Annotated in this window: 29 protein-coding genes; 9 read left to right on the forward strand and 20 right to left on the reverse strand. The window is 63.1% G+C overall.

The features are described 5' to 3' along the window. Nucleotides 1-77 precede the first annotated feature (77 nt). Nucleotides 78-671, forward strand: a complete 594-nt coding sequence (locus C664_RS20230) for a DUF2442 domain-containing protein (RefSeq protein ID WP_083483054.1) — start codon at nt 78-80, stop codon at nt 669-671. A gap of 28 nt (nt 672-699) precedes the next feature. Then, a protein-coding gene (locus C664_RS05450) for an IS3 family transposase (protein WP_088179231.1) occupies nt 700-2,270 on the forward strand; the annotation gives its coding sequence in 2 pieces (ribosomal slippage) (nt 700-1,132 and nt 1,132-2,270; 1,572 coding nt in all). A gap of 265 nt (nt 2,271-2,535) precedes the next feature. Here the strand turns inward: C664_RS05450 and C664_RS05455 are convergent. The 12 genes from C664_RS05455 to C664_RS05505 form a co-directional block, all read right to left on the reverse strand. After that, entirely contained in the window at nt 2,536-2,727 is a 192-nt protein-coding gene (locus C664_RS05455) for a DUF2283 domain-containing protein (RefSeq protein WP_004254673.1), read from the reverse strand. 390 nt (nt 2,728-3,117) lie between these two features. Further along, nucleotides 3,118-4,080, reverse strand: a complete 963-nt coding sequence (locus C664_RS05460; RefSeq protein WP_004254676.1) for a DUF1173 family protein — start codon at nt 4,078-4,080, stop codon at nt 3,118-3,120. Then, on the reverse strand, nt 4,077-4,388 hold the full coding sequence (locus C664_RS05465; RefSeq protein ID WP_004254679.1) for a hypothetical protein: 312 nt from the start codon (nt 4,386-4,388) through the stop codon (nt 4,077-4,079). The genes C664_RS05460 and C664_RS05465 overlap by 4 nt, the downstream gene beginning before the upstream one ends. A gap of 211 nt (nt 4,389-4,599) precedes the next feature. Continuing rightward, the gene (locus tag C664_RS05470) at nt 4,600-5,058 is read right to left on the reverse strand and encodes a hypothetical protein (protein ID WP_004254682.1); all 459 of its coding nucleotides are present in this window, start codon (nt 5,056-5,058) and stop codon (nt 4,600-4,602) included. Next, nucleotides 5,055-5,756: a hypothetical protein gene (locus C664_RS20505; protein ID WP_004254686.1), complete on the reverse strand. Its 702-nt coding sequence runs from the start codon at nt 5,754-5,756 to the stop codon at nt 5,055-5,057. Before C664_RS20505 ends, C664_RS05470 begins: the two co-directional genes overlap by 4 nt. A 3-nt stretch (nt 5,757-5,759) precedes the next feature. Beyond that, nucleotides 5,760-5,912, reverse strand: a complete 153-nt coding sequence (locus C664_RS20790) for a hypothetical protein (RefSeq protein ID WP_004254690.1) — start codon at nt 5,910-5,912, stop codon at nt 5,760-5,762. Between the two features lie 140 nt (nt 5,913-6,052). After that, nucleotides 6,053-7,354 carry an RNA-guided endonuclease InsQ/TnpB family protein gene (locus C664_RS05480; RefSeq protein WP_004254692.1) on the reverse strand — a complete coding sequence of 434 codons (1,302 nt, stop codon included), beginning with the start codon at nt 7,352-7,354 and terminating at the stop codon, nt 6,053-6,055. A 112-nt stretch (nt 7,355-7,466) separates the two neighbouring features. After that, nucleotides 7,467-8,072 carry an ArsR/SmtB family transcription factor gene (locus C664_RS05485; protein ID WP_004254696.1) on the reverse strand — a complete coding sequence of 202 codons (606 nt, stop codon included), beginning with the start codon at nt 8,070-8,072 and terminating at the stop codon, nt 7,467-7,469. Between the two features lie 71 nt (nt 8,073-8,143). Further along, nucleotides 8,144-8,824, reverse strand: a complete 681-nt coding sequence (locus C664_RS05490) for a hypothetical protein (protein ID WP_004254701.1) — start codon at nt 8,822-8,824, stop codon at nt 8,144-8,146. Between the two features lie 12 nt (nt 8,825-8,836). Continuing rightward, nucleotides 8,837-9,499: a hypothetical protein gene (locus C664_RS05495; protein ID WP_004254705.1), complete on the reverse strand. Its 663-nt coding sequence runs from the start codon at nt 9,497-9,499 to the stop codon at nt 8,837-8,839. A gap of 102 nt (nt 9,500-9,601) precedes the next feature. Then, entirely contained in the window at nt 9,602-10,201 is a 600-nt protein-coding gene (locus tag C664_RS05500) for a hypothetical protein (RefSeq protein WP_157353982.1), read from the reverse strand. 117 nt (nt 10,202-10,318) lie between these two features. After that, complete coding sequence (locus C664_RS05505) at nt 10,319-10,717, reverse strand: zinc-finger-containing protein (RefSeq protein ID WP_038011028.1); 399 nt, start codon at nt 10,715-10,717, stop codon at nt 10,319-10,321. Nucleotides 10,718-10,928: 211 nt separating this feature from the next. Between C664_RS05505 and C664_RS05510 the strand changes: the two genes are divergently transcribed. Next, a complete protein-coding gene (locus C664_RS05510; RefSeq protein WP_004254714.1) occupies nt 10,929-12,356 on the forward strand; it encodes an RNA-guided endonuclease InsQ/TnpB family protein in 1,428 nt (475 codons plus the stop codon). A gap of 65 nt (nt 12,357-12,421) precedes the next feature. On the opposite strand, the gene C664_RS05515 is transcribed toward C664_RS05510, so the two are convergent. From C664_RS05515 to tnpA, 6 genes are all read right to left on the reverse strand, one after another. Further along, nucleotides 12,422-13,369, reverse strand: a complete 948-nt coding sequence (locus C664_RS05515) for a recombination-associated protein RdgC (RefSeq protein WP_004254717.1) — start codon at nt 13,367-13,369, stop codon at nt 12,422-12,424. A gap of 169 nt (nt 13,370-13,538) precedes the next feature. After that, on the reverse strand, nt 13,539-14,006 hold the full coding sequence (locus C664_RS05520; protein WP_004254720.1) for a hypothetical protein: 468 nt from the start codon (nt 14,004-14,006) through the stop codon (nt 13,539-13,541). 100 nt (nt 14,007-14,106) lie between these two features. Then, a complete protein-coding gene (locus C664_RS05525) occupies nt 14,107-15,195 on the reverse strand; it encodes an integrase domain-containing protein (protein WP_232435068.1) in 1,089 nt (362 codons plus the stop codon). Between the two features lie 517 nt (nt 15,196-15,712). Then, nucleotides 15,713-17,311: an IS66 family transposase gene (gene tnpC, locus C664_RS05530; protein ID WP_004254728.1), complete on the reverse strand. Its 1,599-nt coding sequence runs from the start codon at nt 17,309-17,311 to the stop codon at nt 15,713-15,715. Nucleotides 17,312-17,340: 29 nt separating this feature from the next. Then, nucleotides 17,341-17,700, reverse strand: coding sequence for an IS66 family insertion sequence element accessory protein TnpB (gene tnpB, locus C664_RS05535; protein ID WP_004254732.1), 360 nt, complete (start codon nt 17,698-17,700; stop codon nt 17,341-17,343). Further along, nucleotides 17,700-18,008, reverse strand: a complete 309-nt coding sequence (gene tnpA, locus C664_RS05540) for an IS66 family insertion sequence element accessory protein TnpA (RefSeq protein ID WP_004254737.1) — start codon at nt 18,006-18,008, stop codon at nt 17,700-17,702. Before tnpA ends, tnpB begins: the two co-directional genes overlap by 1 nt. A gap of 1,211 nt (nt 18,009-19,219) precedes the next feature. On the opposite strand from tnpA, the gene C664_RS05545 reads away from it, so the two are divergent. From C664_RS05545 to C664_RS05570, 6 genes are all read left to right on the forward strand, one after another. Next, a complete protein-coding gene (locus C664_RS05545) occupies nt 19,220-20,263 on the forward strand; it encodes a PRTRC system protein D (RefSeq protein ID WP_004254741.1) in 1,044 nt (347 codons plus the stop codon). Nucleotides 20,264-20,342: 79 nt separating this feature from the next. After that, the gene (locus C664_RS05550) at nt 20,343-20,606 is read left to right on the forward strand and encodes a hypothetical protein (protein WP_004254745.1); all 264 of its coding nucleotides are present in this window, start codon (nt 20,343-20,345) and stop codon (nt 20,604-20,606) included. Next, nucleotides 20,606-20,929 (forward strand): hypothetical protein, encoded by a 324-nt coding sequence (locus C664_RS05555; RefSeq protein ID WP_004254753.1) that lies wholly within the window; start codon nt 20,606-20,608, stop codon nt 20,927-20,929. Before C664_RS05550 ends, C664_RS05555 begins: the two co-directional genes overlap by 1 nt. A gap of 86 nt (nt 20,930-21,015) precedes the next feature. Then, nucleotides 21,016-21,324 carry a hypothetical protein gene (locus C664_RS05560; RefSeq protein ID WP_004254755.1) on the forward strand — a complete coding sequence of 103 codons (309 nt, stop codon included), beginning with the start codon at nt 21,016-21,018 and terminating at the stop codon, nt 21,322-21,324. A 23-nt stretch (nt 21,325-21,347) separates the two neighbouring features. After that, on the forward strand, nt 21,348-21,851 hold the full coding sequence (locus tag C664_RS05565) for a lytic transglycosylase domain-containing protein (RefSeq protein ID WP_004254757.1): 504 nt from the start codon (nt 21,348-21,350) through the stop codon (nt 21,849-21,851). Further along, on the forward strand, nt 21,841-22,131 hold the full coding sequence (locus C664_RS05570) for a hypothetical protein (protein ID WP_004254761.1): 291 nt from the start codon (nt 21,841-21,843) through the stop codon (nt 22,129-22,131). The genes C664_RS05565 and C664_RS05570 overlap by 11 nt, the downstream gene beginning before the upstream one ends. Here the strand turns inward: C664_RS05570 and C664_RS05575 are convergent. Then, nucleotides 22,128-24,077, reverse strand: coding sequence for a DEAD/DEAH box helicase (locus tag C664_RS05575; protein ID WP_004254766.1), 1,950 nt, complete (start codon nt 24,075-24,077; stop codon nt 22,128-22,130). The genes C664_RS05570 and C664_RS05575 overlap by 4 nt on opposite strands. After that, nucleotides 24,070-24,588, reverse strand: a complete 519-nt coding sequence (locus C664_RS05580; protein WP_004254771.1) for a hypothetical protein — start codon at nt 24,586-24,588, stop codon at nt 24,070-24,072. Before C664_RS05580 ends, C664_RS05575 begins: the two co-directional genes overlap by 8 nt. Nucleotides 24,589-24,605 lie beyond the last annotated feature (17 nt).

Genomic DNA, 24,605 nt, shown 5'->3' on the forward strand with positions numbered 1-24,605 from the left:
TGTGATACGTTACCCGACGTCAAGGTTCTCTTTCACGTCTTCCCATGTCGGTCCCACCAGCCTCATCTACGACCTCGATGCAACCCTTAGCGATCGTTCGTCTAAGGCAGGATTTGGCAAGGGGGACAATCGTCGAAGTACTAGACGAGAACACAGTGTTGGTCGAATTCGCAGATGAACACGGAAAGACCTTGGAGCTTGTGCCCGTCCCCAAAGTGCTGCTAGCTCAAGTGACGCGGTCTTCGCGCAGTCCGCTGTTTGACGTAACCGCAGTCGAGTCGCTACCTGGCTTTGTGCTCAGGCTTACTTTCGAAAATGGGGAGGTTCGGCGTTTTTCCATGTCCAGGCTATTGGCACGCGAGTCCACTGTATTCACCCCTCTTCGTAGAGTTTCGCTGTTTCGCCAGGTCTTCGTAGAAAACGGAACTGTTCGTTGGCCTGGAGGAGCGGATATCGATCCTGAGTTACTTTACGAGCAGTCTTTCCCGGAAAGTGAAGAGTCGTTAGAGGGGCTGACAGCGATGCCGGACGTCGGAAAAGATGAAGACTTCTGTTGCCGGAGAATCGACGTTGCCAATGGAGGGTTCGAAATGCCTGAGGAAACACCTCCGTCTGCTTACCCCGTAGATACCCCTCTGGGTCAAGATAGTTGTCGCCTCGATAGAATCTGAAACCTGAGGGCGATAACGGAAGAACGAAGTGGCCAGATACGGACAAGCATTCAAGGACAAAGCGGTAGCACGGTTGTTGCCCCCGGAGAGCGCATCGGTGGAGACGGTTTCCCACGAACTGAGCATTTCAACGGCGACGCTGGAGCGGTGGCGCGCGGATGCGCTGTCCAAGCCCGCTCGCGAGCGGGCTTGGACAGCGCCCGCCCGATTCGAGGCGGTGCTGGTTACCGCCGCGATGGACGAAGCCAGCAAGAGCGCCTGGTGCCGCGAGAACGGCGTGTATCCGCAGGAACTCGAGCAATGGCGCGCAGCGGCCACGCAGGCGCTCGCCGACCCCGAAGACACCGCGCGGATCAGCCACCGGGAGAAGAAGGCCGACCGGCGCCGCATCAAGGAACTCGAGCGCGACCTGCGCCGCAAGGAGAAGGCCCTGGCCGAAGCCGCCGCGCTGCTGGTACTGTCAAAAAAGCTCGAGGCGATCTTTCCGAAGGACAAGGACGAGGACGCATGATCGGCCTGGAAGATCGCCAAACGATGGTCCGCCACATCGACACCGCTCACGTAGCGGGTGCGCGCTTGCGCCCGGCGTGCGAGGTCGCCGGCATCACCGTTCGCACCCTGCAACGCTGGAAGGCCGAGGACGGCCTGCACGTCGGCGACCGCCGGCCCTTGGCCGAACGCCCGACGCCTGCGCATGCGCTCACCGAGGCGGAGCGCACCCGCGTCCTGGCGGTGGCCAACGAGCCGCGTTTCGCCGATCAGCCACCTGCGCGGATCGTGCCGACGCTGGCCGACGAAGGCGTCTACATCGCGAGCGAATCGAGCTTCCAGCGCGTGCTGCGCGCCCACGGGCAGACCCGTCACCGGGGCCGCACCCGAACGCCTCAGCGCTCGCGTACGCCGACCACGCATGTGGCCACCGCGCCGGGCCAGGTCTGGTGCTGGGACATGACCTATCTGCCCACGCAGGTGCAGGGGCGCTGGTTCTACCTCTACCTGATCCAGGACCTCTACAGCCGCAAGATCGTCGGGTGGGAGATCCATGAGGCCGACCATGCCGACCACGCGGTGAGCCTGCTCAAGCGCACCGCGCTGGTCGAAGGCGTCCACGCGATGACCGACAAACCCGTACTCCACGGCGACAATGGCAGCACGCTCAAGGCCACCACGGTGCTCGCCATGCTGCACTGGCTGGGCGTCAAACCGTCTTACTCGCGCCCGCGCGTCTCCGACGACAACGCCTTCGTCGAGTCGCTCTTCAAGACGGCCAAATATCGCCCCGAATTCCCGGTGCGCGGCTTCGCTACCCTTGAAGACGCCCGCCTCTGGGGACGTGACTTCGTGCGCTGGTACAACTTCGAGCACCGCCACAGCGGCATCCGCTACGTCACCCCGGCGCAACGACACGCGTTCGAGGACCGGGCGATCCTGGCTGCACGCCATCAGACGTATCTCCAGGCCCGCGAGCGCCATCCTGCGCGCTGGTCCTGCGGGACACGCGACTGGACGCCGGTCGGTGCAGTCACGCTCAATCCGGAGCGCGACGCTGTCGTGCGCGACCACATACATGCTGAAGACATAGGGCGGTTGGTTGCATGAATCAGGCGACAACTATCTTGACTTGTTCCGCACCCCACTCCCCGTTCAGCAAGGGCATCTTCCCCGACGTGGAGATGTTGGAGCCAGAGTGACCAGTGTCCTGCTAATTAAAGAAATCCGCGTAAACTTAACTAGGGTTCCGCACTAGTTAAGCGGGCTTAACTAGGACCCCACGACCAACGCTCGTCTAACGGAGCAACGCCGTGATCGGCGCCGTCGAAGTCGACCGTGACGCCGCCTGTCTGGCAGCGGCGTATGTTCTCGGTCACTGTGGGCTCGGTTCGATCTCTATCGGCCAGTGACCTGCGGTTCGGGCATCCAGGATCGTGATCTCGGCGATTCCGTTTGCTGTAAAGCCGATGTTCACGTTCCACCCGAGTGAAACATCCCTCACGATCGGTTCCTCCGAGAAGCCGATGCACAGGATGTCATCTTGCTCGTCGTATCTGATCCTCATCGATGCGCGTCCCTTGCTTCATGTCTACAGGTGTTTCCGTGAGCGCTGCCTCAATCCTCATCTGGGAGTCGGAGAGCAAGCGCTCGGCTTCGCGGGGTGGGAACCCGAGATCCAGAAAGACGTTGCCGCCAATCGGCGTAACGTGAGAGCTTGAAACTGTGTTTTGAGTATCATTCATCCTAGATGGCCCTGCGCAGCGAAGCATCAGATGGTTAGCATAGAGTTCCGCTCTCGCGGACTGTGGGACGATCGAAGCTCGTCCGCCGAGTTTCCTGGTCGGATCTCTTCCACCCGGACTGTATCAATTCGGCATGGTCATCGTACGCCACAAATCGACCAGTATCCCGAAGTGAGTTGTCCGTCTGGCTTCGCGAGTGGACCACGGCCGCCTCAAAGGGACGGATGCTCGGCTAGTTTTTGGAGGAGGACTGTGACACCTAGGCTGTTGTGATCCACGCGAGTGGTCTTCGACGTCACAGATCGGTGTGCCAAAAGCGCTATGAAATCAAGCTTGAGGTCTTTTAAGCCCAGAGAAACCACAAACGATTGCGCTGGACGCCGTGCAATTTCTTTAGCCTCATAACCCGTAAGGCCTTGGTCCTGACGCTTGGCCGCCGCCAGGCGCCCGAGGACCAGGATGCGGCGACGCGCCTCGGTTGCACGCTTGATCACCGCAGCGTTGTGAGCGTCGGCCGTGCCTCCCTCATGGAGCTCCCCGATCACCAGGTTCTGCGCGAGCTGTTCGCCGTTGATCTCGATCTCGGTGGCGGCCGTACGCAGTCGGTTCAGTACGGTGAACATGTTGCGCTTGCCGGCCCAAGACGGCTTCCATTCGTTGAGGCCGGCCGTGTTCCAGAGCTTAATCAACAGGTACTCGAGCGAGACACGATGAATCCGTGGGCTATTCCTTGGCCCGCCGGCTCCTGCTCCGCCCATCGATGGCGAATGCGTGGGCATCGCGAAGCCCATTGGCAGGCGATCCCGAGGCGGTTCATCCTGTGCCGGCTCATCCGTGGTTTCCGGAAACGCATTCTTCGGCCCGGTAGCATCCCGGTGAAAGCGGCACTCCTTGGCGTGAGACTCACCCTGGTTCGGGAACGCTTGGAGGTGGTATCTGCCGTCACGCTCGTGCACGGACAGCAGCCGCGCCTGGTCATCTCGAAGGCATAGACAATGAACGGGCGTGCCTGCTGTCTTGGCCCGACCGAGTATGGACTGCCAGAAGCGGGCCTTCAGCGGGTCGGTCTGCGCAAGGACGCCGTAGGTATCTTGTCCGATCTGGACCGGGAATGTCTTTCCCTTCCCTGGCTGCTTCGCCGTTAGGCCGGCGGAAGGAGGGTCAGTGATAGTCATTGCACGCCTCTGAATTTGGGCACCCTGCGACCGTTCACCATGACCTCTCCGCAGCGATACGCCTGACGGGCCTCCTCGAGCCTGCGAAGGTGGGCCGCAGCCGCCTTGGTCGAGATCGACAGCGCCTCACCGACCTCGGCCGCGATCATCGTCTTCGTGCAGATAAGACGATGCACGTCCTCGCGGCTTGCGGAGCGCTTCACCTCCTCGGGCTTTGCGCGTTTTTCCTGCAGTGGCGTAATTCGTCGAACCGGCGCGTTGGCGGGGCGCGTGAAAGGAGCCGTCAGGCCAAACAGGTGCTCGATCACCTTGCACCTCCGTCGCAAGGGAAGCAGCGCTGTGTGCTGTACCTCCAGATACGGGCGCGCTCTGGAGTGGATGAATGGCTGGGCATGAACGATCCTCGAAGCGACGGGCGACGCAATGCGCCCTAACAGGAGTCGTTATACCGAAGACGGTCTTACCCTATCCCCGCGTAAAACAAGGCATTTCGCCTGTTGTACGGCGTGGCGCCGACGATCAGCCGCGCTTGTTGTCTGGTGCAGGGTGCGATATCTGGACCCAGCGCTGGATGCGCCGGCGGCGCCAGGGGTAGTCGCTGATGCGCTCGCCCAAGGGGAAATGCTGATCGAATATTCGACCGCCGTGCAGCAGTACGAAGTGCCCGGTAATGCAGACGATGTGTGTTTCGTCCGGGGGGATCTCCGCGGCCAGCTTCTCCAGCACGAGCGGGGCCATGCCGGGGATCTTGCGGTGCTCGATGCCGTAGTGCGTGAGCAGTGAGATGAGTTCGAAGAAGAACAGCCGGCCCTTCCAGCGATCAGAACGGTTGAACAAGCGCCTCGCATCGGCAAAGACGGTCTGCCAAGACAGGCCTGCGGCAAGCCCGACGGCGTAGGCACCGCAAAGCGGCGCGGCCACGGGCTTTAAGGCCGCATCGAGCGAAGTGCGCTCGAGCTCGTTGGTTGGAGCGCTCACCGGGCAGCCCTCGCGTCGAACTCGGCGACGAGCTCGGTCGGGCTCGCGTGGCGCTCGTGCAGCATCATCGCGAACGTGGCGATATCGAGGAAGTTACCCTCGTTGCCCTTTCGAAGATGCGCGACCATCTGGCCTGCCAGATCCTGGGTGGTGCACTGGTTCGGATCGTCCCAGCCGCTTCGGCCTTTCGCTCTGCTCTCGGCGAGCTTGGCCTTCAGGGCTGCAGCGAAGCGATCCACCGCCTGGTCGTCGGGGTGGCTACGCTGTGCGCCCGAGGCCAGGCCGGCGACATAGGTGACGTCGGCGCTTTCCGCTTCGGACAGACGGCGGAAGTTGTCGCCCGTGTGCCCCCACAGTTCGCCAGTTTCCAGATCCACGATGGCGTACTTGTCCGGACAACGCGTCTCGAGCGTGATGGTGACCGGCGCAGGCTGGCAACCGACCACACGCTGAGGTGGGATGAGCTTACGCTGCTCAGTGACGGCGCCGGGGTCTGGGATCTCCTCGATCGCGTCGGCTCGAAAGTAGTGCACCCACTGCGAGCCGGTGCGCTTGCCGCCACGTGGCAGGCGATCGGCGTACTCCCAGTTCACGTTAAAGCCCGATCCGAGCGGTTTGCTCAGCGAGGTGACGCGGCGCGCAGCGGTCTTGAACCGAAAGACGGCCCCGGGGCGGATCTGCTCGATCGAGACAGGCATCGCTTACTCCTCGCCCTCGCAGGCAATGCATGCCGTGTCGTCGCCCATGTCGCACTGCGAGCACTTGAGGCTATCGCAGTGCGGGCAAACCATAAGCTCGCCCTCGTACTCGGTGGAGCCGCAGGCTGGGCAAGAAGGACGGTGGTTCTGTTTCATGCTCGATCTCCGTGGTTCGTCCTTTGAAGGTGCCACAGTCGGCTCAATGTTCAAGTGATAGCTGCAATCCAAAGTTGACATCCTCCCCGCCCTCTCGCTTCGCTCGCCGCGCAGCGGGAAGGGCGGGGATTCCTGCTGGGCTAGGCCGCACGGCGTAGCCCTTCGGTGGGTTCTCGTTTCACCGGGCGGCCTGACTGCACCTGTCCCTCCACGAGCGCGTGGCCGTCGCCGGCCAGAACCGCGTGTCCCGCGGCCAGAATGTTCTTCGCGGCATTGACGTCCGCGTGGTCGGTGTGGCCACAGGACCGGCACCGGAAAACTTCGCCCTTGCGGTTGTCTGCATGGGTGTGAGCGCAGGCGTGGCAGCGCTGCGAGGTGTAAGCGGGGTGGACGAGCACGAGCACTCCATCGCGCCATTCGAGCTTGTACGCGAGCTGGTCCTTGAACATCGACCAGCCCTGATCGAGGATCGAGCGGTTCAGGCCCGCCTTCTGACGCACCCGCTTGCCGGGCGCCTCTTGCGTGCCTGCGGCCGAGGCGCTCATCGATCGAACCTTCAGATCCTCCAGGCACACGAGCGCGTGTTCGCGGGCGATCTGCGTCGACAGCTTATGCAGGAAGTCCGCCCGCTGGCGGGCGATCCCCTGGTGGATCTTCGCCACCCGGGCTTGTGCCTTGCGAAGCCGGTTCGAAGGCTGCAGCCGGAACCCCTTCGGGAAGGGTTTGCCCTTCGGGATGCCGGCGGCGACCTTGGCCGCTTCGAGCTTGCGAGCCACCGCTCGCTGGTAGCGGCGCAAGCACTGGACGGCACGCTTGTGCGCATCGAGCGGCGCGATCCGCTGCCCGGTGTCGAAGGCGGCGAAGTTTGCCACCCCACGATCGATGCCGCAGGCCTTCGGGCTGCGCTCGAGCGCCTTGGGTTCGAACGCGCAGGCGATCGACACGTACCAGCCATCGGCCTCGGCGCGCAGCGTGGCCGTGATCGCTCGCCCCTCGATGGGGCGGCTCGCCCGGTAGCGCAACCAGCCCACCTTGGGAAAGCGGATGCGCCCGTTGGCCGCGTCCACCGAGAAGCACTTCACATCGGTCTCGCGCAGGCCGATCGGGTCGCCGCGGCGCTTGAACTTCGGGTAGCCGCCTTCCTTCCTGAAAAAGCGCTGGAAGGCGCCATCGAGCGCACGCACCACGTTTTGCAGCACGTGCACCGGCACCTCGGCAAGATAGGCCGTCCCAGTGGCCTTGCGCCAGGTGGTGACCCACTGGCACATGCCCGCGAAGCCGGCATACTTCTCGCCACGCTCGCGTCGAGCCTGCTGCTCGGCCAGAGCGAGGTTCCACACCTTGCGGCTGCACCCTGCCCAGCGTCGTAGCACCGCCTCGGCCTTGCGGTTGCTCCGCAGCCGATACCGGTACGCACGATGGAAGCCCGTTCCCTCACTCATGCGATCAGGCTCACACATCCGATCCGGATTTCAAGCCCCCAGTTCGCCTGCGGCGAACGCGCTATCCTTCCCCGGCCTGAAGTGCCGGGGCTTGCCGCGCATTTCGGTCATTTCAGACGGGCGTGGCCTCACTGCCAGTATCCTCGAGTGGGGGCGCAATGTTGCGGCGGGCCGTCGCCCGATACACCATGCACACCCGTCCGCTGCGATCGCGCTCCTTTGTCCGTTCCACCTTCTCGGCGGTGAGCAGGATGCGCAGATGCTCGTTGGCGGACTTGACGCTGATCTGCAGGTGCTCCGCGATCTCATTGACGCTGTAGGACGCCCCCTGGAGCATCTCGAGAATTTGGTCACGCCGCGGACTCGGCCGCAGGATGGGCGCATCCTCGGGTTCGTCTTGATCGTGCAGCTGCCGGATCTGGCGCACCGGGGCGAGCGGCGAACGCGGGTGCGGCGCAGCCATCCCAAGCGCCATCGCCAGCAGCGGATTGCCAGTCTGACGCCGCCCGGCCGGCTTGCGGCTCGGTGCGGCCTCGCGCTGCGACCCCTTCACCTGCCTCCTTGGCAAGGTTGCAGCCGTCAAGCAATCGCTATGAGTATCGAGAGCAGCACAAGCACTCACCGAGACGACCGCGTCGGCATCGGTCTTGGATTTGTTCTCAGGCACCAGGCGCACGACGTTCGTCTGCAGGCTGACGGCCACGACATCAAAAAGCATAAGGGGCATTCCAGCTGGGAAAGATGAGCCTGAGTCTTGCATAGCTCGCATGAAGTTCAACCGGCAGACCATCAATCAACGTTGCGCCAGTAGTGCGCTCGGCCATGAACGTCATGTCGAGCTCGGGCCAACGTCACCGGCTCTTCGCTGGTTCTACGGACGATGTGCCAGCCCGCGCCAAAGGCAGGATGGCAGGGGTCGCTTACCCCCTCGAGGTGATACAGAACATCGCAGACCCAGCCAGGGGGCGGGCAGCAGTCTCGGATCGATGCCCAGTCGCTCGTGATCTCGAAGGCGCGACCTGGACGGGTCTCTACTCCTTCGCACAGGAGCGCGTATCGCCGCAGAGCGCCCAGTGCCGATCGCAAGGCGCGCGTCACCGGTGCGGCCGAATCCGGCGAAGCGCGGGGCGCCTGCGCTGCCAGGGCGGGATGCGCCCTGAGCGATCTCAGGAGCGCATCGATCGTTGCAGTCCGGTCGTGAAAGAGCGCCTGCGCCCATCGCACGCGACCGTCCGTGTCCGTTACGGACGCGGGCAGGTTTGGCGCCGGGTCGAGATGTCCGCACTCGAGACACAGCAGCCCGTCCGTGTCGGCCACCACCAGCCCAGCTTCATCCACATCCGGCCGCTCCAGGCCCGTCGCGCAGTTCGGACAGCGAATCCGGGCGGACGGATCATCACCGAGGCCGAACTGGTGCTCGTTCACCGTCTGGATGAACGCCGCATCGAAAGGGGCGTGGTGTCTGGGCATCGGGTCCGTCCGTTAATTCGCTGTCGTAAGCTCCGCCGGCTCTGCCTCAGCCTGCTGCGGGTCAAGTTGCGGTTCCTGCGCCGGCTCGGGGGCGGCCTGCTCCTGGCTTTCAAGTGCCGGCGTGACACCAAGGGGGGCGGCTACGCCGACATCAGCCGAGCGCGTACCGATCTCGTCGAGAAAGCGCTGGGCTGCAGGGTTTTTAGGCGCCTCGGCCTCGATCGTGCGCAACACCTGCGGCATCCACTTCGGACGGTCTTCTTCCTTTAGGCTCCAGTAGTCGCGGGTGTCCATCGGGCCGCCCTCACGGATCACATAGGCCTTGCCAAACAACGGCGTAAAGAACTTGCTGTCCGTGTTGAAGATCGCCCGCTCCTCCTTCTCGGGGCAGCGCTCCTTGGTGAGGATCAGCGCGTAGCCAATCGGCTTGTCCGGCTCGGGCGGCAGGATGACGCCGGTCGAGAGCTGTTCCTCCTCCCAGTCGCGGGCGTACTCGACCATCACCCCTTCGTACTTGCACTTCTTCGTCCACATCGGGGCTTGTTCGGTCATGGAGACCGCATAGACCTTCACGTCCTTCTCGATGAGGATGTCCTCATCGGCGCGGGCGACCACGTTAAGGGTCTGGGCGGCGATATTGGCGGCAAGGAAGATGGCGTTGAGCGCGTCGAGCATGGTGTTCGTTCCAGAAAGTCAGGGTAGGAAAAGCAGCGAGGGGCCGAGTGCCAAAGGGCTTGAGCGCGCCCGTGCATGATAAATGAGTGAAGCGAAACTTGCTCAGGCCGCGGCGATCGGGCGCCAGGCTGAACGGGGCGGGGTGGCATAGGCACCCATCACCGCCGCGGGGATCCAGTCATAGCGGCGAGGCAGGCACAGCAACTCGCGCACGCTCTCCATTACGCCCGGGGACTCTTCCTCCTCGGCCCACACGGACAACCAGCCGCGATCGGTGTCGGCCACCGGCTGACCAGGACGCCAGCCAAGTCCTTCGACCAGCAACCACAGGATGTCCACGGTGAGGGCGGCCTGGCGGGAGGCGCGCTGAACATGCGCCCACTCGGCCTCGGTGAGCCGCGTCGGCCCTTCGTGCGCAATCTCGTCAGCGAGCACGAACTCGGTCCAGTCGCCATCGACCCCCGTTTCCGGAAACGGGGTACCGTACTTCTCAAGCCACAGGTAGCGCGCCTGTCCGGCCGCCCGCCGGTGGGTGCGCTGCAGCGTCTCGGCATTGACGACCCGCATCTGCGGGAGGACCACCTTCACGAAGCGACCCGTGGGGCGCTCGAGGTAGATCCAGATCGTGCGCTGGCGAACGTCGAATTCTGCGGGCATCTTCAGCGCAAGGCGCGACAGCATGGCCGGTGATAGCTCTGACATCGGGCGTTCCTGGCCCCCTTATCGGGGCAGAGTTCGAGATCAGTCCGTTATACCGGGTAGCGGCATGGGGGCTTGCCGCGTAAAACACCTCGATTGGGTGGTTTTGCAGCCTGCCGTTCAGCCCGGACCGGCGCCGAACATCCAGCGCTTACAGATCTCCTCGACCCGGCTGCACATCGCTTCGTCGAACTCGCCGATGTGGCAGGCCTCGACATCGATCCGAAGCTCCCTGGCCAGCCAGGTGTAAGCGTCCACACGGCTCATCCGGCCCGATTGCCAGAACGGATCGAAGAGGGCATGTGCCCGCGCCTTGGCCTTGCGAAGTGAGGCGTTGGCCAGGCGCCCGAGCGGCTGCGTGCCGTCGTATCCGAACCGGCGGTTCGGAGCGTGGCAACCGACATGCGCACCGCACGGGGCACAACGCCAGAAGCGCTTTGCGTGCAGTTCCGGACGGCCACGGTAGATCACGTCACCGCGAACCAACTCAGCCGGCGCGTTGCAGTACGGACAGGACACGGTGGGTCGGCGGTCAGCGACATCGGCATCACGCCCCTGCGTGTTGAGTGACGTGCGGGACGAGCCGCGCAGGAGATCGTGCTGGGTTGAACGAATTGCCCGCGCATTCTCCTTCCTAAACCCGTAGGGTTAGGAGGGGGTCAAGCGGGCGGCGTCCGTGACGACGCCAACAAGGGCTTGATCTGCGAAGCGCCCGTGGTACGTTGGTGGCATGCAGTCCGGTTTTCGCTTCCGCCTCTACCCCACCCCTGAGCAGGCTTCACGCTTGCTGCGGTGGATCGGTTGCCAGCGTTTCATCTACAACGCCAAGGTGAGCGAGGACCGCTATTTCCGGACCTTCGCGCGCAAGTCGCTCCAGCATGTCGGCCAGTTCGCGCCGCAAGACCAGCAGTACAGCCACTTCATCACCGAGGCCACGCCGTGGCTGCGGGAAGTGCCCTCACAAGTGCTCAGAAACGGTGCGGTGCGCTGGAAGCAGGCCTACAGCCGTTACTGGAAGAAGCTCGGAGGTCGGCCCACCCTCCAGAAACGCCATGGCGCTCAGGCGGTGTGGCTCACGAGCGAACTGTTCCGGTTCGAGCAGGTTGTTGATTCGGAGACGAGTGCAGTCGGCTATCGACTGCAGGTGGGCACCCGAAAGTGCCCGGTGGGCGCGCTGCGCTACGCAGCGCACCGAGCCCACACGCACCCGGCCTCGATCACGCTCTCGGTCGATGCGGGGCGCTGGTATCTGTCATTCACCAACGACGATGGCGTCCCGGAGCCTTCGGACTCGGAGACGGCTGACTGGCTTTCATCTTTCGCCGAGGACGAGCTCAGGGCACGCACGGTGGGCGTGGATCGCGGTGTCGCGATTCCGTTTGCGTGCTCGAATGGTGCGCGGTTCGATCTAACGCCTGTTCAGCAGGATCGCATTGCCAAGAAGCAGGCCGCAGCGCGGCGCTGGCAACGCAAGCTCTCGCGCAGAGCCAAGGGTGGGGCGAATCGTCGCAAAGCGGCATATCGCATCGCCTGCCTACGTCGCTACGAGAAGGACGTAAGGCGCGACTTTGCGCATCAGACGAGCCATGCACTGGTTGCCGACCCCAAGGCGCTCCTGATCGTGTTCGAGGCCTTGGGCGTGCAGCGCATGACCCGCAGGCCCAAGGCGAAACAGAGCGAATCCGGTCGCTGGGAGAAAAACGGCGCACGCGCCAAGGCAGGGCTCAACCGGTCGATTCTGGGCGCTGCCTGGAGCACGACCAAGACGTGCACCGAATACAAGGCACGGCGAGCGGGCAAGCTCGTCGTGGAAGTGGCACCTCATCACACGTCGCAGGCGTGCGCCCGCTGCGGGCACACTCACCCGGACAACCGGCGCTCACAAGCCGAGTTCGTCTGCCAATGCTGCGGCCATACGGACAACGCCGATCACAACGCAGGGCGAAACATCGCCCATCGCGGCGTGAGGCTCCTCCTTTCGGGCGAATTCAAACCGAAGGAGAAGAAGCGTGTGATGCGGATGCGCCAGAAACAACTAGGGGCGGACCGCTCCGAAGTCACGCTTGGGGAGATCACGGTAAGTCGCGGCGCCGGAAACGGCGCTGCGCTCAGATCGATGAACCAGGAAACCCCCACCTCAACCGCCGTAGGCGGTTAGGTGGCGGGAGCGGTCATCCTGCTTCAGCGATGCAGGCCTTCATTTCCCCCGGCGCCGCCTGTGCGTCAGGCCGCCTCTTTGATCTCGAGGACGATTTCGCCGCTCGGCTTGCCCTCTGTGACGATCTCGCCGCCCAAGGCATCAACCAGCGCCTCGAACAGGCGACTCAGCTCGCCCGTCATCAGCGCGAACTCGGCCTGGAACAGCGCCTCGGCGTCCTCGTCCTTTCCCTCGAGCGATTCCTTGGCGACGTCGAGCAGATCGATGCGCTTCACTTCACCCTTGTCCGTCAGAACGAAAGACACACGGTCGTCGAAGGTCATCGCAAGCCGCGTGGGCAGCTTGCCCGCCTCCAGGTGATCCTTCACGTGCGCCGACTCAAGATCATGGCGCTTGAAGCTCGCCTCGGCCTTGTCCTCCGAAACGGACTTCAGCGAAAAGTCCGAATCGAGCGTGAAGCCCTCGGGCGCTTCGCCGGCCGCCAGCCAGTCAGCCATCGCCGAAACCGGGGGGCGCTCAGTGCGCAGTAGCGTCAGCGGGAAGCTGTCGAGCGTGTGACGAAGTGTCTCCAGCACTTCTTCCGCACGGGACTGCGACGACGCATCCACGACCAACCAGCCGCCCACCGGGTCGATCCACGCATACATCGTCGAGCGCCGCGTGAAGGCTCGCGGCAGCAGCTCCTGGATCACCGCCTCCTTGATCTCCTTCATCTGCTTCTTGCCCGGCTTGTACCCTTGCTGTTCAGCCATCGCCTGCGCGCGTTCCTCGGCCTCCTGCTTGATCACCGCACTCGGCAGGATCCGGCTCTCGAACCCCAACGCGATCAGCCACTGACCGCCGACCGTGGCTACCAGCGACTCTGTCTTGTTCGGCGACACCCAGCCGCGGCTTTCCATGTCCTGGCTACCGCACGGGTGGAACGCCTTCTTCGCCAACTGCTCCTCGAGCCCCTCGGCCGTCATGCCCCAGTCCTTCGCCAGCCGGTACACCTGCGCATTCTTGAAAAACATCTCGTTCGCTCTCCTGTGTGAAAACGGTTGTGTGCTCAACCCACCATACCGGCAAGTCGCGCTCCTACAAGTCCTACCCTTGAGATTTCCTAGCCAGACAGAGGGGTGAAGGTGCGAGGCGCCAACCTGAGCCGCCTTCCTGGTCCCGGTCGCCCCTCAGCGCCCCGCGTCAATTCAGAACGCGCTCCGCACCCGATCCGCCGATGTCCGCGTCCGACATCCACCGCCGCACCACCAGGCGCTCCACGCCGCGCTGTGTCAGCGAAAGACTCGGGCGCTCCTTGTCGCTCATGGACACCGGCCCCTCTACCTCGACCAGCCCAGCCCGCTCGACCGCGACAAGGTGCGCCGCATGCTCCAGACCCACCATCGCCTCCTCGATCTCCTCCAGACCAGACAAGGTGCGCCCGCCGCACTCGGCTGCATGCCCCAGGTTCGTCGCCAGCAGCAGATCGAGCACCAGATCGTTCTCAAGCTCCGCGTCCTCGTCGGACAGCATCACCTCCAGACGATCGATCAGCTCTGCAAGCGCCTCATGGGACAAGGTGCAGAGCCACTCCCCGATCACGAACCCGTCAATCTCCAGTAACGCCTCCAGGTGGGCGCGCAGATCCGCCTCGAACAGGACCGCGCTCATCGCCACACCCCATCACAGGCAGGCCTAGCCAGACAGAGGGGAGGGAAGACGTTCATGGGGCGTTTCCGGAAACGCACTTGCCGTCCGTCGATGACAGCCATCACGCACCTCCTGCTGCCAGATTCACTTCGTCCGACCCCGCCGGCGTGGGCAACTCCTCATGCCCCGGCGCATCGCCCTTGTCCTCGTCGAGCCGCAGGATCTTCCTCAAGCGCAACTTCTCCAGCTTCTCCGACTCGGTCAGCAGCGACCGCGCATGAAGCTCGAAGAACCGTGTCCAGTGCGCCATGTACCGCTTCTCAGCCGGGCTCGGCTCGCGGTCCCTGCCTAGCATCCCCCCAAGATAGGAGGAGCTGATCGAGATCCGAGCATGGCCTGCCATCTCCGCTACCGCCGCACGCGCAAGCTCAACCTTGTCCGGGTCGGCCTGCGCAAGTACCTCACGGGGATTGGCGACACGAATCGGGGCGGGAACTCCTGCCAGGTCCTCAAAGAGATTGCACAAGGTCTCGTGACGCAGTCCGTGTGCCGTGATACCCAACCCCGCCTTTGTCACACCGCACTTCCCAAGAACATACCCAAATCGCCGGATCGCCGACTTCAGGTCGCGACTGGGGCTTCCTACGTGTCCATTCACCCCTTTCACGAACGCCTTGGCCTCCTCCAATACCCGGCGTTGCGCCTCCGTTCTGATCATGACAACACGTGGCCGGCCACCCTTCGTGCCGTCAACAACTTCGATGTACATCCCCTTGTCCGCCCGGTGCGGTTTGAACATCACCGCCTCTTCACGGCGAAGTGCGAACGCCAAGCAAAGGCGAAGCTGCATACCCACGTACTTGTCCGTCGCGGACACCATCCGCATCACCGCCTCGACATCAACACCTGCAGCCGACCACGAGTGGTCGTAGGTCGCAGCAGCCGTGCGCGTGACGCTCTTGGGGTCCGCAACGAAATCCGTCGAACGCCCAATCATTCCGCTCTTGCCCAGCCACTCGGCCAGAGTTCGCAGCACTGAAATCCGGTTCTGGATCGTCGATGCGGACAAACCATCTGCTTCCCACTTCCGAGACAGGGCCTCGACATGCTTCTTCTTGAAGTTGTCCAGCGTTCTCAGGTGAAAGCCCATCTGCGCCAGTTGACCGAAGGCAGCGAAGAGCTCGATCTCTCGCTTCTCGATGGTCTTCATGCTTACCGGCTTATGGCGACCCTTTCGCGGACTTGTCGCCCGGCCTTTGGTCTCAAGCAAGTAGATCAACCCGTCTTTCCAACCCATACGCTTCCAGGGTTGCGGTTCTGATTTTCTGGGGGAGTCCCCTCTGACCGAGTCATTAGGAGGGCTGGCGGTATGTCGTCTCATGGCTTACCTGCAACAAACAGTGGAGTCCTGGATTGCGCAATCCACAACCAACGCACGCGGTCAGTTCTGGATTGCACAATCCACACGAGCCTTGTCTGCAGCTACCAACTGCTTCGGCCTCTCGGCCAGGCGCTCAAGGGGCGCCCATCGGCAAATCGCGATTACGTGAGCATCTGCGTTCCGACACGGTGAATCATTTCTGCATCACCGTCCCCGGCCGACCTTTCGAAGTCAGCCGCCTTGCGATCCGTCGAGGGAGTCCAAGGGGAGGTTAGGTGGGAGCCCGTCACGTCTCCCTAGAAGTGTTGTCGTCCGGCCGTAAGCGGTAACCGAGCGGCGTTCTTGCCTACTTCGAGCGCGGGTGGAGATCGGATCGAAGCGGATTGGCCGCGAAGTGTTGCTTCCACAGCCTTGGGGTGAGTTGCGCGACATCGGCGGCAGGGTGCTGGCCGACGCGCTGGAGCACATCGACCAGATAGGCATAGGGGTCGATGTCGTGCAGGCGACAGGTGGCGATCAGGCTCTGCGCGATCCCCACGTATTTCGCGCCGACCTCGGTCCAGCAGAAGAGCCAGTTGCGGCGGCCCATCGGCACTACGCGTAGCGCCCGCTCGAGGTGGTTGGTGTCGATCGGCACCTCGGGGTCGGCGAGGTAGACCTCGAGGGCGGCCCGGCGCTCACGCACGTAGGCCAGGGCAGTGGTCAGCGGTGAGCTCGGCAGTAGCCCCTGGGATTCGAATTGGGCGCCGACCCAGTCGAAGAACCGGTCGACCATCGGCTTGGCCTGGGCGAGCCGGTATGCGCGGCGTGCCTCGCCGATGAGTTGTGCCTCACGGATGTGCTGCTCTACCGCGTAGAGCTGGCCGATCATCTCCAATGCCTGCGTCGCCCGTTCGGGCTCGATCGACTGGGCCTCGAAGAATTTTCTTCTCGAGTGCGCCCAGCATTGCGCGCGCGTGAGCCCGCATTTTTGTGCGTAACGTTCGTAGGCCGCGTAGCCGTCGGTGAGCAGCACCGCCCCCTCGGGCGGTGGGTCGGTCCCCAGGGTCTGCGCAATGTGTTTGCCACTACGCCCCTCGTGATAGGCGAAGCAGATTTCGTCGCGCTCGCCATACACCGGCCAGAAGTAGCCGCCCTTCATCTTCCCCGGGCCGGCGCGCCCGGCCTTGATCGGGGTCTCGTCCATCGCCTTGATGCGACTTGCGCGGATCGAGTCGAGCTGGGCCGTAAAGACCGGCTCGAGCAGCGCGAGCGCCGCGTGGGTGAGCTGCGTGAGCCACGGGCGCGAGACCCGGATGCCGTTGTCCCCGAGCCGCTGATGCTGGCGGTACAGCGGCTGGTGGTAGCAGAACTTGTCGGTGATGAGCCCGGCGATGAAGCTCACGTCGGCGCGGCTACCGTCGATCACCCCGGCGGGGGCCGCCGGGCAGTGGATCGTCTGCGTGTCGCGACGCTTGATGACCGGGCGCACGTACTTGAGGATCACGTAGCTGCCCGGGCGCTGCGCCAGACGGTGGCTCACCTTCTCGCCGATCACCTCGAACTGGTCGGTGGTGAGTCCATCGGTCTCGGGGTTGGCGAGCGTGATGGTCTCGATTGGGACGCGGGTCTCGTCGAAGAACAAGCCCGAGTCGTCCTTGTCGTTCGTGAAGTCGGTACGCGACACACGACGGGTGTGTCCCGCCACGGTCTTGCCGGGGAGGTCGGGCTGTGTGTCGGGGATCGGCAACTCGCCCAGATGCATCTGCGCCGGGTCTGGTGAAACCACGCGCTTCTCGCTCTTCTGGCCGAAGAGCTGGCGGCGGAACCACTCGAGCTGATGTTGGATGGTCTGCACTTGGCGCTGCAGATCCTCATGCGCCTGGGCCAGTTCGACGACGCGCTCGGGCGCCCACTGGGCGGCCTCGGCAAGGGTCGGAACGGGGGCGGAGTGCGGCGCGGGCATGGCGCATATTTTACCGTAGAACCCAGCATTCATGCGGGTTGCACGGCGTTTTCGGGCAGTCGGAAACGGCGCTTGGAGCGGACCGGCTCGATACCTTCGAGCAGCAGCTTGAGCCCGGTCCAGTCCATCTGGCGCGTGCAAACCTGCGCCCAGTTCGACACGAAACGCCCCTGTTCGAGGCGCTTGGCCCACACGCAGAATCCGGTGCGGTCCCAGTACAGCACCTTCATCTGCGTGCCGCGCCGGTTGATGAATACGAACAGCTCGCCCGAGAGCGGATCGCAGCCGAGCGCTTGGCGCGTGAGCGCGTACAGGCCGTCGAAGGATTTGCGCATGTCGACCGGGCGGCCATAGACATGGACCCGGACGGCGCCTTCGGGGAAGAACATCAGCCGCGCGACAGGTGAAGGATCACGCCGTCGCCCAGATCGAGTCGGAGCTCGAGCCGTCCCGTGCCGCCGAGTTTGAGCGTGCCGGCGTCGACGAAGCCGATGCGCTCCATCGCCGGCGCAGCGCACTGCGTACTCGGCTCGCCCAGCAGGCTACGCCAGCGCCGGAAGGTCGACTCGCTGAGCCCCTCACGGGCGCAGAACGGCTCGACCCCCAGCCCACTCTCGGCAAACCGCGCGATGACTGCTTGCCATTCCTGACGGCTACGCCGCCGCCACTTGTTGTTGGTCGCTGTCGCCCTGGTCACTGCCGGCTCCTCCCTGATGAATGTGGGAGGGATTGTTCCGCGCGGACGGGGGCTGGAGAAGGACGCCGCTCAGTGACCGGTTACGTCCGGCCCGGCCCGCCATCCCTCCCTGCGACCAGGAGGGGGGTCCGTTTACACGCGGCGAGAGGTGCGCCCAATCAGATCACATGGTCTGTCGGAACGCGGGAACACGCGCGAATGCAGGAACTTGGATATTGATTAGCTACTACCGGGCCGCAACAAAGTGGTAGCAGGGCCCGGCTTGGGCTCACATCGTGTGAGCAGGGACTGGCGCGGTGGCCACGAGGCGTGGTGCCTCTTGTGCAAGCTCAAGGTCACAAGGGACCGAGCGGGTTGCCGGTTCTGCCGGCTGGATGTCCGTGTCGGACGATGACGCTTATCGGCCTCGGGCCGTCGCTGTCACCCTATTCCGGGGCTTGGCGTTTCGAAGGGCTGCGTTGCGGTTGGCAGCTAACCGGTCAAAGACGAGCCAAATCTACACAGACAACAAAGGAGGGTCAAGCGGGTGTGTCCGTCGTACTTTTGATTCTCCCGCGCTTTCATCTGCCGAAATCTCACGGAACGCGCGCCGTTATTGCTATTCGCGATCACTCTCTGCTCGCCCCTTTGAAGTGAAACGTCCGATCAATCGACGCAGTTCAAGGTCGAAACACGCTTCATTCGAGGGGTCGGTGTCGGCGAAAAGGGATCTCTGGATCAGTGCTCGAACGAGCACTACCAACGGCATGATGTGGTGGGTCCTTGGGGAAAGTCGTCTCGATGCATCGAGACGCGCTCAGGGGCAGCACCAATTGCTGACGAACAAGAAAGTGCCGGCCTCTGCTTTGCCCATCGCTCTCCTATGGCTTGCCTATCCTCGCCGTGACGCTGCCAGTCCAGGGCGGGCGAGTCCTGATATCCCATCTTTCACCGATATGTTGCCTACACATCGCCGCGACCTTGCTGATCCACGCCAGAGTGCATTTCGATATCCCATCTCTCGCCTATTTATGGCCCATTACTCACCCTGACCTTGCCGATTCAAGTTGGCTGAGTACAGCTAACCCATCACGCACCCATCCCTTGCCGGGCTATCGCCTATCTGTTGCCCACTCTCGCGTACAAGGGGTCAAATTGCCTGTTTTACGAGGCATGCTGCAAGTTCGGCTGCGTTTAGGATGGTACGGTCCTTTCTAACTGGAGACCCTCAAATGACCGAACCAATCGTCCGCGCAATCGATGTCGGCTATGGCAATACCAAGTTCGTCCAATTTCACGCCCACGGCGGCGAGATCGCATGCAGTCTGTTCCCCTCGATCGCTCCCCAGGCAAGCTCAGGCGCCGATCTGACCGGCGGCGTGTTCCAGCGCCGCAACACCATTACCGTCGAGGTCAATGGCGTGCTGTATGAGGTCGGTCGCGATGCGCGGCTCGCCCAGGACCCAAGCTATGGGCGAACGCTGGATGCGGACTTCTCGATGACTGACGCCTATATGGCATTGGTCCGTGGGGCGATCGCCTACATGGGGGTTCCTCACCTTGACCATCTGATTCTTGGGCTGCCCGTGAACACCTATGCGCAGCATCAGGAGGCGCTGATCAAGCGAATGACCGGTTCTCACCGCATCCCTGATCAGGCCGGGAATCAGATCGACGTCGAAGTGCGTAGCGTCACGGTGACCCCTCAGCCCATTGGGGCCTTCTTCGACTACACGATCCGGAACAACGTCTATGGGCGCATGCGGAACCAGACCAACCTCCTGATCGATCCGGGCTACTACACGCTGGACTGGGTCGTGGCCCATGGGGTCAAGATGATCAATGCGCGTAGTGGCGCCCACTCGGGCGGGATGTCCTCGATTCTTGCGACCGTAGGCGAGTCGGTCAGCAAGGAGCTCGGCCATCAAATCTCGGACTTCTCGACTATTGACGATGCGATTCGCACTGGTACTCAGCCTCGCTTCTTTGGGAAGCAGCGAGACATCTCGTCGCATATCCGACTTGGCAAGGAAAAGGCCCGGCAGTTTGTCTCGGTGCTGGCCAACCGGGTTGGTAACGGTGGCGTCGATATCGACAACATCATCATCGCCGGTGGTGGCGCTGAGTTCTTCCGGGAGGTCATCCAAGAGAAGTTCCCGAACCACGAGTTGGTGATCACCGAGGACCCGGTGTTCGCAAATGTGAGGGGGTTCCAGTTGGCAGGCGAGCAGTTCAAACGCTCGGGTCAGTTCAACAGTAACCGTGCCGCAGCCTAAGCCATGCTGCATCGTGTGCTAACGAGCCGGCTTGCTCAGGTGATGCACTGGCCGAATCAGAACTGTTGAGGTGTAACCAGTGGAACACGAACCTATTGCACTACGAGCAACGATCTTCAGGGACGAGTTTCCGGAGCTTCACGCGCAGTTGAAGCGGTTGCTACCGGAGCACAAGTTCAGGCGCCGAAGCGTCCTGATAGAGATCCTTCGGCGAGGATGCCTGGCGGCCGAGGTGTCGCCCCATGCTGCGCCGGAGCTGCCTGCTGAGGTGATACCTCTAGTGGAGGCTCCTGCCGGCAAAAAGGGCAAGAAGGGCAAGAAGCAGCGGAAGGAGATCGCTTGATGTCCCAAAGAAAGACCATAACCATGAGGTTTCAGGTCCACTCGGATGAGTTGCCTCACCTCTACTCGATGCTCGAATCGCTCCCCGAGGGGAAGCTGTCGAGACGGAACGCGCTTTTAATGCGCCTCGAGGCCATGCTCACAGGACGCTTGCAGCCAATTGAAACGGCGGATGTCATCGCCAAGACAACCCCGGGTCCGATCCCGGAGCAAGCACCTGCTCCCGTTGTTGTACCCAAGAGCACTGAGCCGGAGCCGGTACGTGTTGAGCTTGACCAAGCGGATCTGGCCGAGATTTTTGGTAGGCAGAGTGCAACTGCGTAAGTGCGAATTTGCCCTCTTGAACTCTGGTGCTTCCCCTGTAGAAGTGAAGGTGAGGGATGTCCTCAAGCACTGACAGGAGAAGCACCATGAGCAAGATCCGCAGCACCTACTTCATGAAAGATTTCGCAGACGATGACCCGCGCAGCGTTCAGGCTGCCATCGAGGGTCGTGACGACGGTCGGTCTGCTCGCTACGAGCGCTACGCCCAAAAGCACCTCGAGACCACCCGCACGATGAGCGTGAGCGAGGTCTATCAGGCCGGTGTTCGCGCGGCCAACGGGATCGATCCTTCCACCACTGGCGCTCGGCATCCGAGCCGCGGGATGTTCCGCCTCGCGACGCCGGTGCTGGGGCTTGGCCTCGGCATCGCACTCTTTTCCCTGTTCTACGGATGAAACCCTTACCGCTCCTTATCTTGATGCTCTTGCCGGTGGTCGCTTCGGCCAACCAGCAAGCAAAGCTCGATTTCGACAACACCCGTCCGGTGACCCAGGCGTCGGTCGCTGCGGCCGCATCCGAGCCCTCGCGCACGGCGGCTGCGGCGACCTGCACCTGGGAGAGCGTCGGCCGCAAGTGGGGAGTGAATCCTTACATCCTGTTCTCGATTGCAAAGACCGAATCAGGGCTCAACCCGCGCGCCGTGAACAAGTCCAATGCGAACGGCAGCGAGGACGTGGGGATGATGCAGATCAACTCGTTCTGGTTTCCGAAGCTCGCGAAGTTCGGGATCGCCCGCGAGCACCTGTTTGATCCGTGCGTAAGCCTCGATGTCGCAGGCTGGATCCTGTCGCAAAATATGGAGCGCCACGGCAACACCTGGAAGGCGATCGGGGCCTACAACGCCGTCACCCCTTCCAAGCAGCAGGTGTATGCGGAAAAGGTGTTCCGAAACCTGCCCCCCCAAGCCAACAATGCACGTTGAAGATCTCCACCTCCTGAACGCCTCGATGATGCTGCCGGATTTTATCCATGCAGCCGCTCTCGGCTGGGCGCCAGGTGTGGTTATCCCGTTCTTGGTGAAAGTCGCGCCGTGGCTCGTCGACGGCAAGGCGCTGCGAGAGGCAGCCCCCTTGGTGGCGGGCTACAGTCTGGGCTTTGCCGTGATGCATGACCGGATCGGTTACTGGCCGATGGATCTCGTGGTCACGCTGGGTTGCTTGGCCGTATTCTTCTTCTATTTGCGGGCCTGTCGCCGCGGCTAGGCTGCGGCGCGAGCGGCGTCAGCCGGCTCGAAATCCTCGGGCATGAGCTCGATCGAGCGAAACAGCGTCCGGGCCTTGCCGCTCGTGGCCGTCCCATCGCGGCCCAGATCCCCGAAACCCCGTTGCTGCATGTCGAGTTCGGCCAGCTCGAACCCGTTGGTCGTGCGCGTGAGTAGCTTGACGCGCGCCAGGGTCTCTTCCTCGACCTCACGGGGCAAGTAGGCGAAGAACCACGCCTCACCCCCCTTACGGGCCAGCCGGCCGCGGAACTGGTGCAGGGTGCTCACGCCGTACCGGTCGGCTTCCACCACGATGAGCATGCGAAGGTTCTCGATGGTGATTCCGATCTCGATGATCGAGGAGGCCACGACGATCTTCTTCTGGCCTTCGCGGGCGAGCTGCATCGCCTCGAGCTTCGCCTCGGTGGAGAGCTTGCCGTGCAGCACGATCACTTGGCCAGGGCACAGGCGCTCGAAGCGCTCGCCGGCGGTGATCACGGACTTCACGTCATCTTCGCTCTTGCCTTCGACGCGGGGGTAGATCACTGCGACCTGGTAGCCGGCTTCCACCGTCTCCTTGAGCTTGGCGAACATGCGCTGGCGATGAGACTGATCGACCACGTAGGAGTGGATCGTCTGCTGGGCGTGGCGCTTGTCGACCTCGATGCGATCCTTGCCCCCGTACTGAAGCAGCGCAAGCGTTTGCGGAAGCGGCGTCGCGGAGGCCTCGAGCACGTTCGTGTCCTCGGTGCAGAGGGCTTCGCGCTGCTCGACCGACATCTTCTGCTGCTCGTCGATCACCAGCAGATTCGGGTGCCACTTCGCCCGCTTGGCCACCGAGAAGATCCGCGTGGTGGCGACGATGATGGGGTTCTCCTCCCAGCCGATCGCAACGCCCTTGGTGGCGTCGGTCACTAGCGCGACAGGGCACTCCGGGAAGCAATGGCGGAACTCCCCTGCGATCTGCTCGGCAAGGATGGTGTTCGGGACGAGGATGCACACCCGCGCCCCCTTTGCCTGCACAGCGACGGAGGGGACCATGTAGCACAGCGTTTTGCCCACGCCGACGTCGGCCGAGAGGATTGCGTCCATCGCGTAGGGCTCGGCCAGGAGCCGTGCGATCGCCACGATGGCCTGCTCTTGCGAGCGCTCGCCTGTGGTCGGTGAGAAAGGCAGACGCGCCATCAGGGCACGCACATCCTCTTCGCTCGTGCGGATCATGGTGAGCATCCGAAGCGGACGGTGCGAGGCTTGCTCGGCGCTGTGCTTCACATAGGCGACCGCGAGCTTTCGCGCCGACTTCATCGCCCACTCGGCCATCTGCATTGATCGTGGATTGTGCAATCCATAAAGCAGTAGTGCCAAGTTACCCTTGATGCCGGCGAGTTGGAGGATGTCGGCTTCTTCCATGCCGCTGAAGGCTTCACGGATGGCAAAGCAGGTTTCCGCCACCACGGCGTTGTCCTTGATCGACTCCCCCGCTGCCATCGCGACCACCGCGGCCGCCAGCACACCGGCCTTGCCGGCATACACCGGCATCACGCGGTGCGCCCACTCGGCAGGCACCAACTCTGGCCCGTTCAGATAGATCCGCTCGTTGTAGAGCGACGGCTTGCAGACCACGAAGGTGCGATCCCCCACGGGGATCTGCTTCCAGGGCGTGTAACGGACGTCACCAAAGACGGTAAGCCGGTGTTCGGCGCCGGACCCATCAACGACCCAGACGTGGAATGCGCCCTTCTTCGTGGGGTGCTTGATCGGCTCGCTGCCGATCGTGAGTTCGAGCATCACGCGCTGGTCGATCATGTCGGGCAACTCGGACGCTTGGCACAGGCAGGTGTAGTCGACGTGCTTGCGCGGGGCCCAAAGCAACGTCTCGAAGGCGTGCGTGATCCCGACCTTTCGCATCGCGGCCAGCGGGGTGATCTGCTCGGTGTCCTTACTCATGCTTCACCCGCAGGGCATTGCGCACGTCGATGCGTTGGTCGTCTGGAAGCTCCCGGTACAGCCTGAGCACCTTGGCAAGCCGCGGCTCGCGCTTCGCGCCCTCTTCACCCGTGGGTTCTGCGTTGAGCATCTCCTCCAGTGAGGTCTTGGCGTCACGCTCATTCAGGGCCGTGACGATGCTCACCACTTCGGCCAGGTTCTCTTCGTTGGCGACTCGGCTGGCGAGATCGAGTGTGCTGATGTTGGCCATGCACATCTCGGTCAGCGCCGCATCGGGGAGCGGCATCTCGAAGAAGAAGCGGCGAGCCACCCGCATGTACTGGTAGGCGGCGCTTTGGTTGATGCGCAACTCCTCGAGGAAGCCCGTGAAGGACTCGGCGTGCCCTTCCCATCCTTTGGAGTTTCGGATGTGTTCGAGGAGCACGCCCATGTGCAGGCGGGCGAGTCCGTACTTCTGCCGCGCCGCGCGCAAGGCATGAACCGGATCGGAGGTGGCGGGATTGCTGGTCATGCAATGATCGTTACACG

The organism is Thauera sp. 63 (assembly GCF_000310165.2).
GTDB classification, from domain to species: Bacteria; Pseudomonadota; Gammaproteobacteria; order Burkholderiales; family Rhodocyclaceae; genus Thauera; species Thauera humireducens.

What these genes read in the sequence shown, in the direction of transcription:
- C664_RS05560 (WP_004254755.1), top strand. Translation starts at nt 21,016, where the DNA reads ATGAGCAAGATCCGCAGCACCTACTTCATGAAAGATTTCGCAGACGAT.
- C664_RS05495 (WP_004254705.1), bottom strand. Translation starts at nt 9,499, where the DNA reads ATGCTCGACGCGCTCAACGCCATCTTCCTTGCCGCCAATATCGCCGCC.
- C664_RS05485 (WP_004254696.1), bottom strand. Translation starts at nt 8,072, where the DNA reads ATGCTTTTTGATGTCGTGGCCGTCAGCCTGCAGACGAACGTCGTGCGC.
- C664_RS05520 (WP_004254720.1), bottom strand. Translation starts at nt 14,006, where the DNA reads ATGAGCGCGGTCCTGTTCGAGGCGGATCTGCGCGCCCACCTGGAGGCG.
- C664_RS05480 (WP_004254692.1), bottom strand. Translation starts at nt 7,354, where the DNA reads ATGAGTGAGGGAACGGGCTTCCATCGTGCGTACCGGTATCGGCTGCGG.
- C664_RS05565 (WP_004254757.1), top strand. Translation starts at nt 21,348, where the DNA reads ATGCTCTTGCCGGTGGTCGCTTCGGCCAACCAGCAAGCAAAGCTCGAT.
- C664_RS05490 (WP_004254701.1), bottom strand. Translation starts at nt 8,824, where the DNA reads ATGCCCAGACACCACGCCCCTTTCGATGCGGCGTTCATCCAGACGGTG.
- C664_RS05455 (WP_004254673.1), bottom strand. Translation starts at nt 2,727, where the DNA reads ATGAGGATCAGATACGACGAGCAAGATGACATCCTGTGCATCGGCTTC.
- C664_RS05555 (WP_004254753.1), top strand. Translation starts at nt 20,606, where the DNA reads ATGTCCCAAAGAAAGACCATAACCATGAGGTTTCAGGTCCACTCGGAT.
- C664_RS05575 (WP_004254766.1), bottom strand. Translation starts at nt 24,077, where the DNA reads ATGAGTAAGGACACCGAGCAGATCACCCCGCTGGCCGCGATGCGAAAG.
- tnpC (WP_004254728.1), bottom strand. Translation starts at nt 17,311, where the DNA reads ATGCCCGCGCCGCACTCCGCCCCCGTTCCGACCCTTGCCGAGGCCGCC.
- C664_RS20230 (WP_083483054.1), top strand. Translation starts at nt 78, where the DNA reads ATGCAACCCTTAGCGATCGTTCGTCTAAGGCAGGATTTGGCAAGGGGG.
- C664_RS05515 (WP_004254717.1), bottom strand. Translation starts at nt 13,369, where the DNA reads ATGTTTTTCAAGAATGCGCAGGTGTACCGGCTGGCGAAGGACTGGGGC.
- C664_RS20790 (WP_004254690.1), bottom strand. Translation starts at nt 5,912, where the DNA reads ATGAAACAGAACCACCGTCCTTCTTGCCCAGCCTGCGGCTCCACCGAG.
- C664_RS20505 (WP_004254686.1), bottom strand. Translation starts at nt 5,756, where the DNA reads ATGCCTGTCTCGATCGAGCAGATCCGCCCCGGGGCCGTCTTTCGGTTC.
- C664_RS05580 (WP_004254771.1), bottom strand. Translation starts at nt 24,588, where the DNA reads ATGACCAGCAATCCCGCCACCTCCGATCCGGTTCATGCCTTGCGCGCG.
- C664_RS05460 (WP_004254676.1), bottom strand. Translation starts at nt 4,080, where the DNA reads ATGACTATCACTGACCCTCCTTCCGCCGGCCTAACGGCGAAGCAGCCA.
- C664_RS05545 (WP_004254741.1), top strand. Translation starts at nt 19,220, where the DNA reads ATGACCGAACCAATCGTCCGCGCAATCGATGTCGGCTATGGCAATACC.
- C664_RS05510 (WP_004254714.1), top strand. Translation starts at nt 10,929, where the DNA reads ATGCAGTCCGGTTTTCGCTTCCGCCTCTACCCCACCCCTGAGCAGGCT.
- C664_RS05525 (WP_232435068.1), bottom strand. Translation starts at nt 15,195, where the DNA reads ATGAAGACCATCGAGAAGCGAGAGATCGAGCTCTTCGCTGCCTTCGGT.
- C664_RS05500 (WP_157353982.1), bottom strand. Translation starts at nt 10,201, where the DNA reads ATGTCAGAGCTATCACCGGCCATGCTGTCGCGCCTTGCGCTGAAGATG.
- tnpB (WP_004254732.1), bottom strand. Translation starts at nt 17,700, where the DNA reads ATGTTCTTCCCCGAAGGCGCCGTCCGGGTCCATGTCTATGGCCGCCCG.
- C664_RS05570 (WP_004254761.1), top strand. Translation starts at nt 21,841, where the DNA reads ATGCACGTTGAAGATCTCCACCTCCTGAACGCCTCGATGATGCTGCCG.